This window comes from Maribellus maritimus (assembly GCF_022267315.1).
In the GTDB taxonomy this organism is placed as follows: Bacteria; Bacteroidota; Bacteroidia; order Bacteroidales; family Prolixibacteraceae; genus Draconibacterium; species Draconibacterium maritimum.
This window is the reverse complement of record NZ_JAIKLE010000004.1, coordinates 249,325-266,065: the sequence shown is the minus strand read 5'-3', so window position 1 is coordinate 266,065 and position 16,741 is coordinate 249,325. Positions and strand designations below refer to the sequence as shown.

The 16,741-nt window shown below is 35.4% G+C and carries 13 protein-coding genes; 7 read left to right on the top strand and 6 right to left on the bottom strand.

Annotated features, from left to right (window positions below; genetic code table 11):
• Positions 1-71 precede the first annotated feature (71 nt).
• Positions 72-2,081: a T9SS type A sorting domain-containing protein gene (locus tag K5G00_RS05815; RefSeq protein ID WP_238765218.1), complete on the top strand. Its 2,010-nt coding sequence runs from the start codon at positions 72-74 to the stop codon at positions 2,079-2,081.
• 152 nt (positions 2,082-2,233) lie between these two features.
• Here K5G00_RS05815 and K5G00_RS05810 read toward each other — a convergent pair whose 3' ends face one another.
• The 4 genes from K5G00_RS05810 to K5G00_RS05795 form a co-directional block, all read right to left on the bottom strand.
• On the bottom strand, positions 2,234-3,232 hold the full coding sequence (locus K5G00_RS05810; protein WP_238765217.1) for an acyltransferase family protein: 999 nt from the start codon (positions 3,230-3,232) through the stop codon (positions 2,234-2,236).
• A gap of 132 nt (positions 3,233-3,364) precedes the next feature.
• A complete protein-coding gene (locus tag K5G00_RS05805; RefSeq protein ID WP_238765216.1) occupies positions 3,365-4,486 on the bottom strand; it encodes a hybrid sensor histidine kinase/response regulator in 1,122 nt (373 codons plus the stop codon).
• Positions 4,487-4,534: 48 nt separating this feature from the next.
• The gene (locus K5G00_RS05800; RefSeq protein WP_238765215.1) at positions 4,535-5,491 is read right to left on the bottom strand and encodes a UDP-glucuronic acid decarboxylase family protein; all 957 of its coding nucleotides are present in this window, start codon (positions 5,489-5,491) and stop codon (positions 4,535-4,537) included.
• A 3-nt stretch (positions 5,492-5,494) separates the two neighbouring features.
• Entirely contained in the window at positions 5,495-6,823 is a 1,329-nt protein-coding gene (locus K5G00_RS05795) for a UDP-glucose dehydrogenase family protein (RefSeq protein ID WP_238765214.1), read from the bottom strand.
• A 312-nt stretch (positions 6,824-7,135) separates the two neighbouring features.
• Here K5G00_RS05795 and K5G00_RS05790 point away from each other — a divergent pair, with 312 nt between their 5' ends.
• From K5G00_RS05790 to K5G00_RS05765, 6 genes are all read left to right on the top strand, one after another.
• On the top strand, positions 7,136-7,675 hold the full coding sequence (locus K5G00_RS05790) for a heme NO-binding domain-containing protein (protein WP_238765213.1): 540 nt from the start codon (positions 7,136-7,138) through the stop codon (positions 7,673-7,675).
• Positions 7,672-11,037, top strand: a complete 3,366-nt coding sequence (locus tag K5G00_RS05785; RefSeq protein WP_238765212.1) for a PAS domain S-box protein — start codon at positions 7,672-7,674, stop codon at positions 11,035-11,037. Before K5G00_RS05790 ends, K5G00_RS05785 begins: the two co-directional genes overlap by 4 nt.
• 127 nt (positions 11,038-11,164) lie before the next feature.
• Entirely contained in the window at positions 11,165-12,154 is a 990-nt protein-coding gene (locus K5G00_RS05780) for a YbbR-like domain-containing protein (RefSeq protein WP_238765211.1), read from the top strand.
• A gap of 10 nt (positions 12,155-12,164) precedes the next feature.
• Entirely contained in the window at positions 12,165-12,764 is a 600-nt protein-coding gene (coaE, locus tag K5G00_RS05775) for a dephospho-CoA kinase (protein WP_238765210.1), read from the top strand.
• Positions 12,748-13,506 carry a TerB family tellurite resistance protein gene (locus tag K5G00_RS05770; RefSeq protein ID WP_238765209.1) on the top strand — a complete coding sequence of 253 codons (759 nt, stop codon included), beginning with the start codon at positions 12,748-12,750 and terminating at the stop codon, positions 13,504-13,506. Before coaE ends, K5G00_RS05770 begins: the two co-directional genes overlap by 17 nt.
• Positions 13,507-13,589: 83 nt before the next feature.
• Positions 13,590-14,234, top strand: a complete 645-nt coding sequence (locus tag K5G00_RS05765; protein WP_238765208.1) for an MOSC domain-containing protein — start codon at positions 13,590-13,592, stop codon at positions 14,232-14,234.
• A gap of 178 nt (positions 14,235-14,412) precedes the next feature.
• Here K5G00_RS05765 and K5G00_RS05760 read toward each other — a convergent pair whose 3' ends face one another.
• Entirely contained in the window at positions 14,413-14,922 is a 510-nt protein-coding gene (locus K5G00_RS05760; protein ID WP_238765207.1) for an NADH-quinone oxidoreductase subunit NuoE family protein, read from the bottom strand.
• A gap of 54 nt (positions 14,923-14,976) precedes the next feature.
• Positions 14,977-16,731, bottom strand: coding sequence for an NADH-dependent [FeFe] hydrogenase, group A6 (locus tag K5G00_RS05755; RefSeq protein WP_238765206.1), 1,755 nt, complete (start codon positions 16,729-16,731; stop codon positions 14,977-14,979).
• Positions 16,732-16,741: the final 10 nt, after the last annotated feature.

Sequence of the window (16,741 nt, the reverse complement as noted above, 5' to 3'; positions counted from 1 at the left end):
CTTCTTTTCTATCAAAAATCAGGATTGAAAAAAACAATCCACAGCAGTAAGAAAGATAAAGTTTGTAAGTTATGAAAAAGATATTGAACCAGATTTCAATAAAAATTGCAGTTATTGTTATTGTTATCATCACAACCCCATTCTTTGCGAAATCAAATCAAACAGAAATAAGTTATCTTATAGATGAATCGTCTTCGTACTATGTCACAGCCGAAACTTGGGATACTGCTCCAGGTGGTGGAGATACAATCTACATCTCGTCTGAACGCACAAAAGCGCTCAGATTTCAAGAATTAAGCGGTGATAAAGACAACCCCATTGTTGTTATAAACAAAGGAGGACAAGTACAAATTGATGCTCCTGATGCTTGGGGAGCAATAACTTTTGAAAATTGCCAGTTTATAAAAGTTTCAGGAACAGGACATGCCGGATATAAATATGGTTTTACTCTGTCTGCCAATACGTGTGGACTTGCATTCTCCGAACTAAGTTCAGACTGCGAGGCTGAATTTATAAAAATTAGTCATGAAGGCTTCTTTGGAATTATGGCAAAGAAAAATTATGACGGCAATCCTCCATCTCCGGCACCCGTTTTTGCAAATCTTGTAATACATGATTGTTTTATAGAAAATGTTACTGAGGGGATGTACTTAGGAGAAACAACTAGTCCTGGAATGGAATTCAAACACGTTAAAATATACAACAACATAGTGCGCAATACTGGCCGTGAAGCCGTTCAGATTGCGAATATGGTAGAAGATGTTGAAATTTATAACAATACGCTTCTCAACGCAGGACAAGATAACGAAACCTGGCAAAATAATATATTGCAAATTGGCGATAATTCGGTAGCAAATGTTTACAATAATATCTTGATAGGTGCACCTGAATATGGAATTATTACCATGGGAATGGGAAATAATATATTCTCCAATAATTATATAAGTTCTTGCAAAGGAGCTTTTATTGATAACAGATTATTTAGTGAAGAAAATTATCCTATAGTATTTTCAGGTAACTACTTTGTAAACAACAGTGGCGACGAAATTATCAAGAATATGAACGAAATCAATAACATCGTTATTAACAACAATACTTATGATACCGATATAGATTTCTTCACCAACGCATCGGGCGTTGACTCTAACTTAGTTTTTGCAAATAATAAAATTGCCGAGTTGGATACGATAAGTTTCACATCTCCTGACTCAAATGATTATTCTCTCTCGGAAGCAACTCCTGAGATATATGCTTACATGGGAGCTCCAGGTGGAGAAGAATATTTTGAATACAAAGAAGATACAGTAACAGAAGATACGATTGCTTCTGAACAAATTATTTTAACATCAGACATGATTGTTGATTTAGTAGATGGTGGTAGCATTTACCCTGCTGACTATTTAGTTGATGAACAGAGCTATACTCCGGAAAACGGATTGCATCCCATAAGCGAATCGTGGAAACCCTACTGGAATATGAATTATGGACCTTACCATGTATATATCGATTTAGGAGAAACATACAATATTACCAATATTGCATTACACGACATGTACAATTCGCAAAACCTAGTAGTATCTGCAGGGGAACCGGGAAATTGGGAAACGCTCTTTACTGAACCGTGTGATAAATATAAAACGTGGAAAGAAAACAGTACAAACATTTCAACCAGATACATTCGGTTAAGTATGAACGAGGGTGTTTATGCAGCGGTTAACGAGATTGTTATTTATGGATATAAAGATTCAACTTCAACAAGCGAAAAAAGTGCATCAACAGGCACCTCTAAAAGTTCATTTTCAATAGAAGAAGAACAAACGTCTAATATAGAGCTCGTAAAAAATCCCGTTAGTGATAACCTGAGATTTAACATTTCAGAAGATTTAGAAACTAGTTTTAGTATTGAAGTTTTTGACATCAATGGCTCAAAAATTTTGTCAAAAAATTTCATTAATAATTTTCAATCTCAAGAACTAAATATTAGTATTTCTGAATATAATCTCAAAAATGGTCTCTATATTATAAGGTACTTAAATTCGAATCGAGTACAAAAAACAATGAAGTTTGTAAAAACATCATAGATAATCCTTTACAAAACAAAAATTCCTTTAATCTAAAAAGATTCACGAAGTATGTAAGTTAAAAATACCGGGGTTTAGAGTCAATTTACTCAAATTTCCATTTTTAAATGTGTAAATTATAACAGAGCAATACTGAATACAAAATATTTCTATTACAATCCTACCACCTTTAAAAATTTATCAATCCCCTTTTGGTATATTACAGACAGGGGAAATACAAGAATAAGCGAAATAATTACAATATAAACCAAATTAATTTCGGATAATAACCTTGTTAAAAAGAGTAATACTAAGAAGTGTAATAAATATACAGAGAAAGAAATTTTACCTATCGATAAAAACAAATTATTAATTGGTTTCAGTTTAATATTATAAATAAAAATAGCTATAAATGAATATCCAATTAAAGCAAAAAAATCGTTAAATAATTTACCTGTGGTTCCTCCTTTTAACGCTAAAAGTGCACATATTGAGTAATTTATTATACCTCCAATCAAATAAAACATCTGGCTTCTTTCATTTTCAACTATTCTTTTGTCATTAAATATTCGCTCTGCTAGAACCATTCCCAATACAAACTCCCACAAATATTGCAGGAAAAAACTATTCCAAACTCTTTTATTTCCTTTATCAAATAAAAAAACTATTGCAGCCCAGCCAAAACTTATTAATATACCTACTACTAAAAACTTCTTTTCGTCCAATTGTTTTCTCACCCAGATAATAATATAAAATAATAGGTAAAACTGAAGTATCATAGATATAAACCAAAGAGGATATCCATAAGAACCAACAATACTTTCATCAAACATTTTATATAAAAAAACATGTCCACCTAACGCATAGAGAGAATTATTATAAACGGGAATAAATAAAGAAATTAGTGCAGACATAAAAACTACCACAATATAAGGTGTATAAACTTTTACAAATCTTTTCTTTAAAAAAGCGGGGTATGTCAGAGGTTTTCTTAGATAAGAATAATATAAACCAAACCCTGACAATAAAACAAACAAATGAATTCCTGTTCCGCCAAAATATATTAACTTATCAAACGGAGAAGGAGGTTTCAAGTATTGACAATAGTGAAAAATTACTATCGTAAATATAGAAAATCCTTTCAAAAAGTCAACAAGTTCAAATCGTTTCATATTTTTACTATTTGTTCTTTGATTTTATTATATTCATAGAACACAAAATAAATATTATTTTAACTTAATTAAATTATCTACTTAAATATAATAAATGGAAAAACGATATAAAATCTATTTATAGCACTCCAATTAGGCCTCTGAAAGAAAAAGAGAAAATGTAGTCCCTTTTCCGACTTCACTTTCAACTTGAATAGTTCCATCGTTACGTTCGACAAAGTCTTTACACAGAATTAATCCTAATCCACTTCCCGACTCACGATTGGTTCCATATGTTGTTAAATGCTGCGTCTGATCAAACAGTTTCGAAATACTTTCCTCAGGAATACCTACTCCCGAATCTTTTATATCAACCTTTATTCTTCCGTCAGACTCACTCGCAGAAATCGTTATTTTTCCTTTCTCGGGAGTAAATTTTATTGCATTCGATAAAATATTTCTAAAAACTATTTTTAATGTATTCAGGTCGGCATTTACCTTGGTATCGGGAGCGATTTCAGTAATAAAATTAATTCCCTTCAAATTTAGATTACCCTTATTCAATAAATAAACACTATTTACAAGATCATTTAAATCTACGGCTTCTTTTTCAAGAGAGAGGTTACCACTTTGTGATCTTGCCCAGCCCAATAAATTTTCCAATAAGCTAAATACCTCGTCCGTAGTTTTTACCAATAAATCCAAAGTTGATTTCAACTCTTCTCCTGCAGCAGCATCAGAAGTTTGAGAAAGAAATTCCAGAGTCATTTTTACACTGCCTAATGGTGAACGCAAATCATGCCCGATGACCGAAAACATCTTATCTTTTAATCCATTTAGCTCAGAAAGATGTTCCATTGTTTTTCTCAACTTATCTTGTGTTCTTTTTAGTTCAAGATGCGTTTTCACCCTGCTAATCAGCTCATTTTTATTAAATGGCTTGGTAATATAGTCAACCCCTCCGGCATCAAACCCCATCACTGTATTTTCTTTGTCGCTTAGTGCTGTTAAAAAAACTACCGGAAGATTTTCATTTTCGCTTTTTGATTTGATTATACGGCAAGTTTCATACCCGTCCATTTCCGGCATCATAACATCCAGCAACACCAAGTCAGGCCGAGTTTTGTCAACCATCTCTATTGCACTTTTGCCGTTGGTTGCGATTACCAGTTTATAACTTAGTGGTCGTAACGTTAACGCTATGATTTTAACATTATTGGGGTTATCATCAACAATTAGAACGGTGGGTATAATTTCCTCTGTTTTTAAATTCATTTATATCTAGAAAATGGATTACTTTCAAACGGATTGATGAGTCCGGGATCAATTTATAGTTGATTCTTTTTTCAATAAATTATCAAAATAAGTTATGGTTTTTTCTAATCCTTCTTTTAAGGGCACTTTAGGTTCCCACCCATTTAATTTTTCTTTTGCCAAAGTAATATCGGGCTGGCGTTGTGTCGGATCATCTTTGGGCAGGGGTAAATGAATTATTTTCGATTTTGTACCTGTAATACCAATGATCTCCTGTGCCAATTCCAACATCGTAAATTCACCCGGATTACCAATATTTACCGGTCCTGTAAAAGAATCCTCAGTTGACATCATTCGAGTCATTCCTTCAACCAAATCACTCACATATTGAAAACTACGGGTCTGATTTCCATCTCCAAAAATAGTAATATCTTTTCCCTGCAAAGCCTGTACAATAAAATTAGAAACAACTCTCCCGTCATCGGGTTCCATTTTGGGCCCGTAAGTATTGAAAATTCTGATAATTTTTATTCTTACATCATTTTGCTGGTGATAATTGACAAACAGCGACTCGGCACAACGTTTTCCTTCATCATAACACGAGCGGATCCCTATAGGGTTCACGTGCCCCCAATAGGTTTCTGGCTGTGGATGCAATTCCGGGTCGCCATAAACCTCGCTTGTTGAGGCCTGAAGAACTTTAGCTTTTGTTCGTTTAGCCAACCCCAGCATATTAATAGCCCCCATCACCGATGTTTTTATGGTTTTTATAGCGTTATACTGGTAGTGGACCGGTGATGCAGGACATGCAAGATTATAAATCTCATCGACCTCAATATAGTAGGGCATCGTTACATCATGTCGTACCAATTCAAAATACTTACTATCAAGCAAATGGATAATTTTTTCTTTTTTACCTGTAAAATAATTATCCAAACAAACCACTTCATTTCCCTGATTTAAAAGGTATTCACAAAGATGCGAGCCTACAAATCCAGCTCCTCCGGTTACTAAAATTCTTTTCATAATTTAATTGATTATTGGTTTTCGGCCAATGGCATAATATGTAAATTCCATTTCATTTAATTCTTCCGGATCATATATATTTCTGCCGTCGAATATCAGATTATTTTTCAAAAGTTTCTGCAGTACTCTAAAATTGGGCAACCTAAACTCGGGCCACTCTGTCACCAAAACCAAAGCGTCCGAATCAATACAAGCGTCGTATTCATCTTTGGCAAATTCGATCCTGTCTCCCAGTATTCTTTTTCCTTCCTCCGACGCAACAGGATCGTAGGCGATTACTTTCGCCCCGTCTTCCAGTAATTTATCAATTATAACCAACGAGGGAGCTTCACGCATATCGTCTGTTTTGGGTTTAAAAGCCAACCCCCAAACAGCAAATTTCTTTCCTTTTAAATCACCATTAAAGTGACGTTTTATCTTTCCATACAGGATCTCTTTCTGACGATAATTCACCGATTCAACAGCTTTAAGAATCTCGAGCGAATAACCATTCTCATCAGCCGTCCTTATTAATGCTTGCACATCCTTGGGAAAACAAGAACCACCGTAACCGGTTCCGGGGTAAATAAACTTTGTGCCAATCCTCACATCTGAACCGATCCCTTTTCTTACCGAATCAACATCAGCACCAACAATTTCACAAAGATTCGCAATATCGTTTATAAAACTAATTTTTGTTGCAAGCATTGAATTTGCTGCATACTTAGTCATTTCTGAAGAAGTTATATCCATAAATAAAATGGGGTGACCATTTAACAAAAATGGTTTATACAACCTCTTCATCACTTTTTGAGCCTTTTCGGACTCGGTTCCAATAACAATTCTGTCGGGCTTCAGAAAATCATCAACGGCACTTCCCTCCTTTAAAAACTCCGGGTTTGATGCCACATCAAACGGAACTTCTTCCCCACGTTTTTCCAATTCCTCAAGTACTGCATTTTTCACTTTTACCGATGTGCCCACCGGAACTGTACTTTTTGTTACAATAACCATATAGTGATCCATAGTGCGCCCGATTTCACGAGCCACTCCAATCACATATTTCAAATCAGCACTTCCGTCCTCATCGGGTGGAGTTCCAACAGCAATAAAAACAGCATCCGAATCTTTCAGACTTTCCTCCAGATTGGTTGTAAACATCAACCTTCCCTTTTCAACATTCTTTTTGTAAATATCTTCCAACCCGGGCTCATAAATCGGGATATGTCCTTCTTTCAACATTTCAATCTTGCGCTCATTAATATCTACACAAGTTACATTCACCCCGGTTTCAGCGAAACAGGTACCTGAGACCAAGCCAACATACCCTGTTCCAACTACAGAAATTTTCATTGTTATTGTATTTTTGAGTTAATTAAGATTCTTTTTAAGACAGATTCAGCGTTCCTTTTATAATTTGATGCAAAATAAGTATTTATATTAACACCAGAAAAAAAATTCTGATATTTCAAGTTGTTTACGGAGAAAAAGCAAACACCCCCGCACATCCATCTAAATATCAATATATTAGTTATAAATTTTGCACTTAGCTTTAGTTTAACTATTTTCAAAACCAGAATTTCCAAGGTGTATTAAAATATTTTGATATGTTCTTTTAAAAATGAAACTCTTAAACCAGTAACTAATACAAAAAGTTCATGAACTATGGAAGGAATCGTATTCAGAATGCTGCTCGATTTGGTTGAAAATAGATTTGGTTACGCGATGGTTGATAAAATAATAACCACATCAAATCTTAAACGCAATGGAGTTTATACACCCGTTGGAACTTATCCTTACCATGAGTTGATTGCGCTCAGCAGAGAACCTGAAGAAAAAACTGGAATTGTAATTGACAAATTGCACCTTAATTTTGGAAAATCTGCTTTTAATATTTTCAAACAAAGGTATTCTGATCTAGTCGCGGGGTTTAACGATGTTTTTCAATTTCCTGAACATTTGAATAATACTGCCCATGTTGAAGTCCTAAAGTTATACCCTAAAGCAGTGTTACCATACTTAACAAACAAAAAAATTAATGATAAAGAAGTTGAACTGGTTTACAACTCAAGCCGAAAAATGGCTTTTTTTGCAGAAAGACTTATCAAGGTTTCATTATCGTATTTTCAAACAAAAGCCAAAATTAAAATTCAACCTTTAATAAGCAACAACCCGAATGTTCGTTTCCAAATCAAAAAAATATGAATTCAGAAATTAACCTTTTAAAATACAAACTCGAACGGGAACAAAAAGCAAGAATTGAAGCTGAAAAATTACTTGAATCAAAATCGCAGGAATTGTATCATTCAAACCTGAAATTAATCTCTCTGAATAAAAAGCTGGAAGATCTTGTAAAACAGCGAACCGAAAAACTTTTGGAAGCTGAAAAAGATTATGAGTTTCTTGTTGAGAGTATTAACGACATGATTCTTCGACTTGACCTAAAAGGAAATATCATTTTTGCCAATATGGTAGTTACTCAAAAGCTTGGCATAAAAAGGTCGGAAGTACTTGGGCAAAATATATATGACCTCCTCCCTGCCGAATTCAAGAATAAAATAAAAACTCATTTTACCAGAGAATTTTTAAAACGAAATTGTATCAGTTATTATGAATTACCGGTAATCAACAAATACAATAAAACAATCTGGATGGGACTAAACGTACATTTTTCAAGTGATGAATGTAAATCGTGTTTCCAGAAACAGCTATCACTTGAAAATTTTGCGCAATCGATGAAAGCCGAAAAAGAATGTACTTTTACAGAAGTAATTGTTGTAGCCCATGATATTACATCGCAAAAGCAAGCACAAATTAACCTTGAAAAAAATGAAAAAAAATACCGTGAACTTTCTGAATTTCTTCCTGAAATGATCTGTGAAGTCAATTTAAACGGGATCCTCACTTATGCAAATCAATATGCGATTAATAAATTTGGGTATTCAAGAGAGGAAGTTATAGAAACGAACTTTAGCATTATTGATATTTTTCCGTACCCGGAACAAGAAAAGGTTCGCCAAAACATTCGCAGGGTTTACGAAAATGGACAAACAATCTCAAACGAGTATAATGCTGTAAAAAAGAACGGAGAAATTTTCCCTGTATTAACCTACATTTCTCCCATTTATGAACAGGAAAAAACAATAGGCGTTCGCGGAGTAATGCTGGATATCACTGAGCGTAAATCATTTGAACAAGAAATTGCACATAACCTGAAACAACAAGAAATACTCTCTAAAATATCGTTAAACTACAATTCATTTGAAGACTTCGATAAAAAAACAAATGAAGCCCTCCGTATAATAGGCCAACATGTTAACGTTAGCCGTGTTTATATTTTTGAAAATAGTGCCGATGGAAAAACGACAAGTAATACTTTTGAATGGAGCGCCAAGGGAATAAATCCACAAATAGAAGACCTGCAGAATGTTCCTTTTTCTTTAATTCCTTCGTGGAAAGTTCGTTTGGAGAAAGATAAAATAATTTTCTCGGAAAATATTAAAGAGCTCCCAAAAGACATTTATGATATTCTTGACCCCCAGGGAATAAAATCAATTGTTGCTTTTCCACTAATTGCTTCCCATAAAATTTTTGGGTTTATTGGTTTCGACGAATGTAACTCACGGAGAAAGTGGACAAAATCGGAAATTGAGTTATTAAAAACCATCTCAAACATCATTTCAAATGCCTTTCATCGAAACAAGATAAACTCAGAATTAATAAAAAGCGAAAGCGAAAACCGAATAATTATCAATTCAATTCCCGATGTAATTATACAAATCGACAGAAATGGTACTATCAAATCTTTTAAATCGTCGCAAAAATTTCACTTATTTGCCAAACTGAATGAGTCTTCAAACGATTCAATCAATATTGTTTTTAACGAAAAAATAGCACAAGCATTTCAAAAAGCAATAAAAGAATGCCTTTTAAATGGTGCATATCAGTTCGATTTCCAAGATCCCAGGGTAAACTTTATTGAATTTTATGAAGCCAGAATGGTAAAACTCAATAGCAATGAAGTGCTTGTTATCATCAGGAATGTGACCGAGTCCCGTGAAAATGAAAAGCAATTGATGATAGCGAAAAACAAGGCTATACAGGCTTCAAAATCAAAATCTGAATTCCTGGCCAATGTTTCTCACGAGATACGTACACCGCTCAACGCCATTTTAGGCTTTAGCCAATGGTTGTTTGAAAATACAAAAATTGAACAACACAAAGAATATTTAAGTACCATTTTAACCAGTGGGAAAAACCTGCTAAACCTGATTAATGATATTCTTGATCTCTCAAAAATTGAGTCAGGAAAAATGGATATTGAATTACAGCCGATGAACTACCATGAAATCATAAACGATATCAAAATGATATTTCATCAAAAAATAGAACAAAAGGGGCTTTCATTTAAAATCAGCACCGATGCTTCGGTTCCGGAATTCATCTACATGGATGAACTTAGGTTCTACCAGATTGTTTTTAACCTTATCAGCAATGCTGTTAAATTTACTTCAAAAGGATATGTCCATGTTTCTGCATTCGCGATGAAAACCAGTGTAAAGGATGAAGTAAACCTCAATATAGTAATTGAAGACACCGGGATTGGTATAGAAGAAGATCATCAAAAAAATATTTTTGATTCTTTTACACAGCAAAGCGGACAAAACAACCGTAATTTTGAAGGTACGGGACTTGGATTGGCTATTGTTAGCGGTCTGCTAAAAAAGCTTAATGGAACTATCTCGTTAAAAAGCGCCCCCGGAAAAGGTACCGTTTTTACGCTGACTTTTAACAGTGTGAAAATTGACAAATCAGAACACGACGAATCAGAAAACATAGACTATAAACCGAATGCCATACTCGACCCGTGTAAAATAATGATTGTTGACGATATCAATTACAACATCGTGGTGTTAAAAAAACTGATTAACTCAAAAAATGCAACATACATCGAAGCCCAAAACGGGGCAGAAGCATTGGCCAAATTGAATAATGAAAAACCTGATATTATTTTTATGGATATTCGAATGCCGGGAATGAGTGGATATGACGTTACTGAAGTTATAAAAAATGACGAAAAACTTGTAAAAATTCCTGTCATTGCTTTTACGGCATCTACAATAAAACAAAAAAACGACAGAATAGATCAATTGTTTGACGGATACCTTCAGAAACCCGTCTTTAAAAAGGAGGTCGATTCCATTCTTTTTAAACATTTAAGCTATAGCAACACAGCTTCAATACTATCGGAAAATAGCAACGAAGATGAAATTAAAGAATCATTAACGGAATTTGAGAAAGCGCTTCCTGAAGTAATCCTGGAAATCGAAAATAATCATTTCCCATTTTGGCAAAATATAAAAGATAATCTAATTATCTACGAAATTGAGGAATTCACCAGGAAGCTTTCAGAAATGGCTTTCCTGAAATCGTGTAAACCCGTCAGAAAATATTGTGACGAACTTAACATCGGGCTTCAAACTTTTGATATTGAGATTATAAAAAAGAAACTGGACGAATTTCCGCAATTAATTAAAAAATTAAAAACATACAAAAAATTAGAGTAAACGTCCTTTGCGCATTCCGATAAAAATACTCATGTAGTAAAATGCACTTTGCTATACCATTTTGAATATGATGATTATAAAAAACCATGATAACATTTTAGTTTAATTGGTTAATTTTGCTACTCGTATGAAAATAAAATTATCAGAAATTACGGGATACTTCAAAATTGAAAGATTAAAAGATGATAAACAAATTGTTGTTTTTCTGATTTGCCTTTTAATTGCAACTGCACTCTGGTTCTTAAATGCCTTAAGTAAAGATTACACTACTACGGTTTCTTATCCTGTAAAATTTGTTAGTCCGCCCGCTAATCAGTTTGTTTCAAATAAATTGCCACCAAAATTTGAATTACAGGTTGACGCACACGGATTTACTTTATTACGTCATAAATTAAGTCTTTCCTTTTCTCCTATTGTTATTAATCTCACTCAAATTACACGCGATTTGGAGCCGGTTGCCGATAGATATTCAATCCGTTCTGCTGATCTAATCAATATTGTTTCAGATCAGATTAGCAACGAGATTTCCGTAACCAATATACGACCCGATAACTTTATTGTCGTTCTCGATAGTTTAAAAACCAAATCAGTTCCGGTAAGGATGAATGCCGAACTGAATTTTAAGCCGCAATTCAATTTAAAAGACCCCGTCTCAATTTTGCCCGAAACAGTGTCAGTAACCGGGCCGGCAATACTTTTAGACTCGATTCAATTCCTTGAAACCGAATTTAAATCGTACGAAAGGCTGGATGCAGATATGGAAAAAGTGGTTACGGTAAAACACCCCGAAAAAACCAGTATAAAACCTGAAAAAATTACATTAAAAATTCCGGTTGAAAAATTTACTGAAAAAGAGTTAAAAGTGCCGATACAAATTAAAAACAAGCCGGATAATGTAAAAATAAAATTATTCCCGTCGGAAGTTACACTTTCATTTCTTGTTGGACTAAGCGAATTTGAGAATGTTACGTCTTCTGATTTTGTTATAACCGTTGATTACAACTCGATAAGAATGAATGTTGAAAATATCGGAGTAAAAACCGAACACGAGCCAACTTTTATTGAGATACTTAGAATTTCACCAGAAACAGTTGAGTATTTAATAGAAACCGACTAAGAAATTAAGGATGACAATAAAAATAGGAATAACTGGTGGAATAGGAAGTGGAAAATCGACCATTTGTAACATTTTTAAACTGTTAGGAGTTCCCGTTTTTGAAGCTGATACTATAGCAAAACAACTCCTTGATTCAGATTCTAAAATTAAAACGAAGCTCATTCACCTCTTTGGAGAGGGAATTTATATGGACAATGGAAGGGTTAACCGAAAAAAACTTGCCAATATTATTTTCAATGATAATATTCAGCTTGAAAAAATGAATAAAATGGTTCATCCGGTTGTTCGGGAAAAATTTAATGATTGGGTTGACAAACAAAACCACAAATATATAATTCATGAGGCTGCAATACTTTTTGAAAGTGGATTTTATAAAATGATGGATTTTAATATTTTGGTTTCAGCGGAAAAAAGACATCGAATAGAAAGAGTAAAAAAAAGAGATGGAGTTTCTGAAGCGCAGGTTTTGGAAAGGATAAGCAGACAATGGACGGACAAGGAAAAAAGAAAACTGGCAAGTATTGAAATTATAAATGACAACAAACGTTTAATAATCCCTGAAATTATTGAAATAGATAAAAAATTAAAAAAATATGGCAAAATTTGGTAAATGGATAGGAGGAGGCCTTGGATGGGCTGTTGGCGGACCAATTGGAGCAATTTTTGGATTTGTTGTAGGTTCAATTTTTGATGGAAGTACGGAACAAATGCAACAGGGTGGAGGCCCCGGATTTACAACAGGAAGAACCACCGGATATTCGGGCAGAACAACTACAGGTGGTTATGTAATGAGTTTGCTCGTTTTAGTGGCTGCTGTTATGAAGGCAGATGGAAAAGTTTTAAAATCGGAACTGGATTATGTAAAAAGGTTTATGGTGCAGAATTTTGGCGAAGCTTCAGCGACAGAATCAGTAAAAATGCTTCGAGATATTTTAAAACAAACCATTCCTGTAAACGAAGTGTGCCGCCAAATTCAGCAAAACATGAATTATTCGGCCAGACTGCAACTCCTGCATTTTTTATATGGTATTGCACAGGCCGATGGACAAGTTGATGCTGCAGAGAAACAAATGATTGCCCAAATCAGCAGATATATGGGGATTAACGATAGTGATTACCAATCAATTGAAGCAATGTTTGTTCCGAATACTGACGCAGACTATAAAATTCTGGAAATTGAACGTTCGGCCAGCAACGATGAACTCAAAAAAGCGTATCGCCGGATGGCTATGAAATATCACCCGGATAAAGTTAGCCATCTCGGCGACGATTTCCAGAGAGCTGCCAACGAGAAATTCCAGAAGGTAAATCAAGCCTACGAAAACATAAAAAAGGAGCGAAAAATTGCTTAAGACAGATTTTAGAAATCAGGAATGAGTACAGAAAAAAATAAGGTAGTCTATACCTCAAAACGCTCCATCTAAAATCATTATAAATGAAAATCATCTCAACAAATATTGGTGCCCCACAAACAATTGAGTGGCGTGGAAAGCAGATAGAAACCGGAATTTACAAATATTCGGTTCCCCACCCTATTTTTCTGGGAAAAGAAGATGTTGAAAATGATCATGTTATTGACCGCAGATATCATGGAGGCACAGACAAAGCATGTTACCTATATTCTGCCGACCATTACGACTATTGGCAAAAATTCTACCCGGAATTAAAAATGCCCTGGGGAATGTTTGGTGAAAATCTTACAGTTGAAGGTTTGCACGAAGCAAAAATAAATATTGGCGATACTTTTAAAATAGGAGAAGTTGTGGTTCAGGCTACTCAACCACGCCAGCCCTGTTACAAGCTGGGGATTCGTTTTGGGACTCAAAAAATGGTAAAACAATTTATCGATTCCGGTTTTGCAGGCGTTTATGTCCGTGTACTTCAAAAAGGCGAAGTAAAAGCCGGTGACGAAGTTGTTCTTATTGAAAAAAAAGATTCGCTTTCCATTCTAAAAGTGTATCAACTTCTTTATGCTTCCGAATTTGAAAAGGAAAAAGAAAACTTTGAAAAGGCAATCAACGACACTTTTCTCGCTGAAAGTTGCCGAAATGATTTACTCAAACGTTTTTCGCTTAAATGATCTTGCAAACTAAGAACGCGACAAAACGTAACCGATTGATTCATTTGACAAAAAAATGAGAACTTCAATTTTGAAGAAAAAAGATGTTTCAACGCAGGATAAACAAAAAAACACTTATTATAATCATAAAATTTAAAAAGTGGCGGGACTATTTTGAATTAAAAAACCCGCCACTTTTTTATGCTGATTTGGCATCATCACCTGCACATCCTTCGCGATATTCTGCAATAATCTTTTTTACTTCGCTCGGAGCAACACGGCCATACACTTTTTCGCCGACAGTAACAACCGGAGCCAAACCACACGCACCTACACAACGTAAACAATTGATCGAAAATTTCCCATCGCTGGTTGACTCTCCGACTTCTACTTTTAACTGACGCTTAAATTCAGCCAAGACCTGCTCGGCACCACGAACATAACATGCTGTTCCCATACAAATTGAAATCGGATTTTCTCCGTGTGGAATCATCGTAAAAAAGCTATAAAAAGTAACGACCCCATACACTTTTGCTACCGATGTTTTTAATTCTTTGGCAATCACTTCCTGCACTTCAGCCGGAAGATATCCTAGCTTGTGCTGCACCTGGTGTAAAACATTAATCAATTCACTCTCTTTGTTTCCAAATTCAGCGCAAGTATCTTTTATGAGTTGTATTGTATTTTCTGCTAATTTTATTTTTGGCATTTTTTATTGACTTTTAGAAATTAGACAATTATTAGTAATAGAACCTCAAACAAACTATTCCGTTCGATCAAAATACTCGGTATGTAACAAATGATGTGCTTTTTCGCTCATCGGTTCTCCTAAAAACTCCTCGTACAATTCAATGATATACGGATTTTCGTGTGATTTACGAATTACTTTGTTTTTGTCCTCCTGGTAAATAGCCATCTGTCTCTTTTTCAGTACCTCTGCATTTCCATGGTGATAGGGCTGCCCTCCACCACCAATACAGCCCCCCGGACAACTCATTATTTCAATGGCATGAAACTCACTTTTACCGGCCTGAATGTCTTCAAGCAATTTGCGGGCATTTCCCAAACCATGGGCAATTCCAATTTTTAAGGGGAATCCATCAAAATCTATGGTTGCTTTCCGAATCCCCTCCATTCCGCGTAGTTCAGCAAAATCAATCCGGGGAAGCTCTTTTTTTGTATGAATCTCATAAGCAGTTCTGACTGCAGCTTCGATCACTCCTCCTGTTGTTCCAAAAATTACTGCGGCTCCGGTTGATTCTCCAAGCGGATTATCAAACGTTTCATTGGGAAGTGTTCTGAAATCGATGTTTGAAATTTTTATCAGGGCAGCCAGTTCACGTGTGGTCAATGCATAGTCAACATCAGGGTTATCATTGGTTTTAAATTCCTCACGGCCACATTCATATTTTTTAGCCACACAAGGCATTATTGACACTACAACCAAATCTTCCCTATTAATACCCAATTTATCAGCAAAATAAGTTTTCGCAATGGAGCCAAACATTTGCTGCGGTGAACGTGCTGTAGACGGGATATCTTTCATTTCAGGAAACTGGTGCTCAAAAAACTTCACCCACGCCGGACAACACGATGTCAAAATTGGCAATTTTACATCCTTATCGCCAGACAAATGTTTTGACAAACGGTTTAACAACTCGGTACCTTCTTCCATAATGGTGAGGTCAGCTGCAAAATCGGTATCAAAAACATAGTCGAATCCAAGCTGTTTTAAGGAAGCAACGAGTTTACCTGTAACCAATGTTCCGGCTTCCATTCCAAATTCTTCGCCAAGAGCTGCACGAACAGCCGGGGCAGTCTGAACAATTACAGTTTTCGAGGGATCGGACAAAGCGCGGATTACATTTCCTGTTTCATCTACTTCGGTTAACGCACCGGTTGGGCAAACAGCAACACATTGTCCGCAATACGTGCAAACCGAATGGTCGAGATTCATTTCAAAAGCCGGAGAAACTACAGAATTAAAACCACGGTTTATCGCCGAAAGAACGCCTACCGTTTGTACTTCATTACACATCATTTCACAACGGCGGCACATTATACATTTGTCCACTTCACGAATAATTGCAGGGGAAGTGTCTTCCCGATAATGTGACTGTTCCCCCTGGTAATGAATTTCACGAATACCCAGTTGATGTGCCATGTCCTGCAACTCACAGTTGCCCGACTTTGCACATATCAGACAGTCAGCGGGGTGGTCGGAAAGAATCAGTTCCATCACTGTACGGCGAGCATTAATAGCCCGGATCGAATGGGTATTTACTACCATTCCTTCAGCTACTTCGGTACAGCAAGCCGGAGCAAGATTCCGGCGTCCCTCAACTTCCACCACGCAGACGCGACAGCCACCGGGTTTATTTTCTATATTTAAATCATGCAGTTTCATGTGACACAACGTGGGGACATGCACGCCAATTCCTGATGCCGCTTCCAAAATTGTAGTTCCGTTTTTTACAACTATCGATTTATTATCAATTGTCAGATTTATCGTATCCATTGTATTCTTT

Excerpts from the sequence above, each read along its gene's own strand:
- K5G00_RS05795 (WP_238765214.1), bottom strand. The coding sequence starts at position 6,823 with ATGAAAATTTCTGTAGTTGGAACAGGGTATGTTGGCTTGGTCTCAGGT.
- K5G00_RS05810 (WP_238765217.1), bottom strand. The coding sequence starts at position 3,232 with ATGAAACGATTTGAACTTGTTGACTTTTTGAAAGGATTTTCTATATTT.
- K5G00_RS05815 (WP_238765218.1), top strand. The coding sequence starts at position 72 with ATGAAAAAGATATTGAACCAGATTTCAATAAAAATTGCAGTTATTGTT.
- K5G00_RS05785 (WP_238765212.1), top strand. The coding sequence starts at position 7,672 with ATGAATTCAGAAATTAACCTTTTAAAATACAAACTCGAACGGGAACAA.
- K5G00_RS05780 (WP_238765211.1), top strand. The coding sequence starts at position 11,165 with ATGAAAATAAAATTATCAGAAATTACGGGATACTTCAAAATTGAAAGA.
- K5G00_RS05765 (WP_238765208.1), top strand. The coding sequence starts at position 13,590 with ATGAAAATCATCTCAACAAATATTGGTGCCCCACAAACAATTGAGTGG.
- coaE (WP_238765210.1), top strand. The coding sequence starts at position 12,165 with ATGACAATAAAAATAGGAATAACTGGTGGAATAGGAAGTGGAAAATCG.
- K5G00_RS05805 (WP_238765216.1), bottom strand. The coding sequence starts at position 4,486 with ATGAATTTAAAAACAGAGGAAATTATACCCACCGTTCTAATTGTTGAT.
- K5G00_RS05760 (WP_238765207.1), bottom strand. The coding sequence starts at position 14,922 with ATGCCAAAAATAAAATTAGCAGAAAATACAATACAACTCATAAAAGAT.
- K5G00_RS05755 (WP_238765206.1), bottom strand. The coding sequence starts at position 16,731 with ATGGATACGATAAATCTGACAATTGATAATAAATCGATAGTTGTAAAA.
- K5G00_RS05800 (WP_238765215.1), bottom strand. The coding sequence starts at position 5,491 with ATGAAAAGAATTTTAGTAACCGGAGGAGCTGGATTTGTAGGCTCGCAT.
- K5G00_RS05790 (WP_238765213.1), top strand. The coding sequence starts at position 7,136 with ATGGAAGGAATCGTATTCAGAATGCTGCTCGATTTGGTTGAAAATAGA.
- K5G00_RS05770 (WP_238765209.1), top strand. The coding sequence starts at position 12,748 with ATGGCAAAATTTGGTAAATGGATAGGAGGAGGCCTTGGATGGGCTGTT.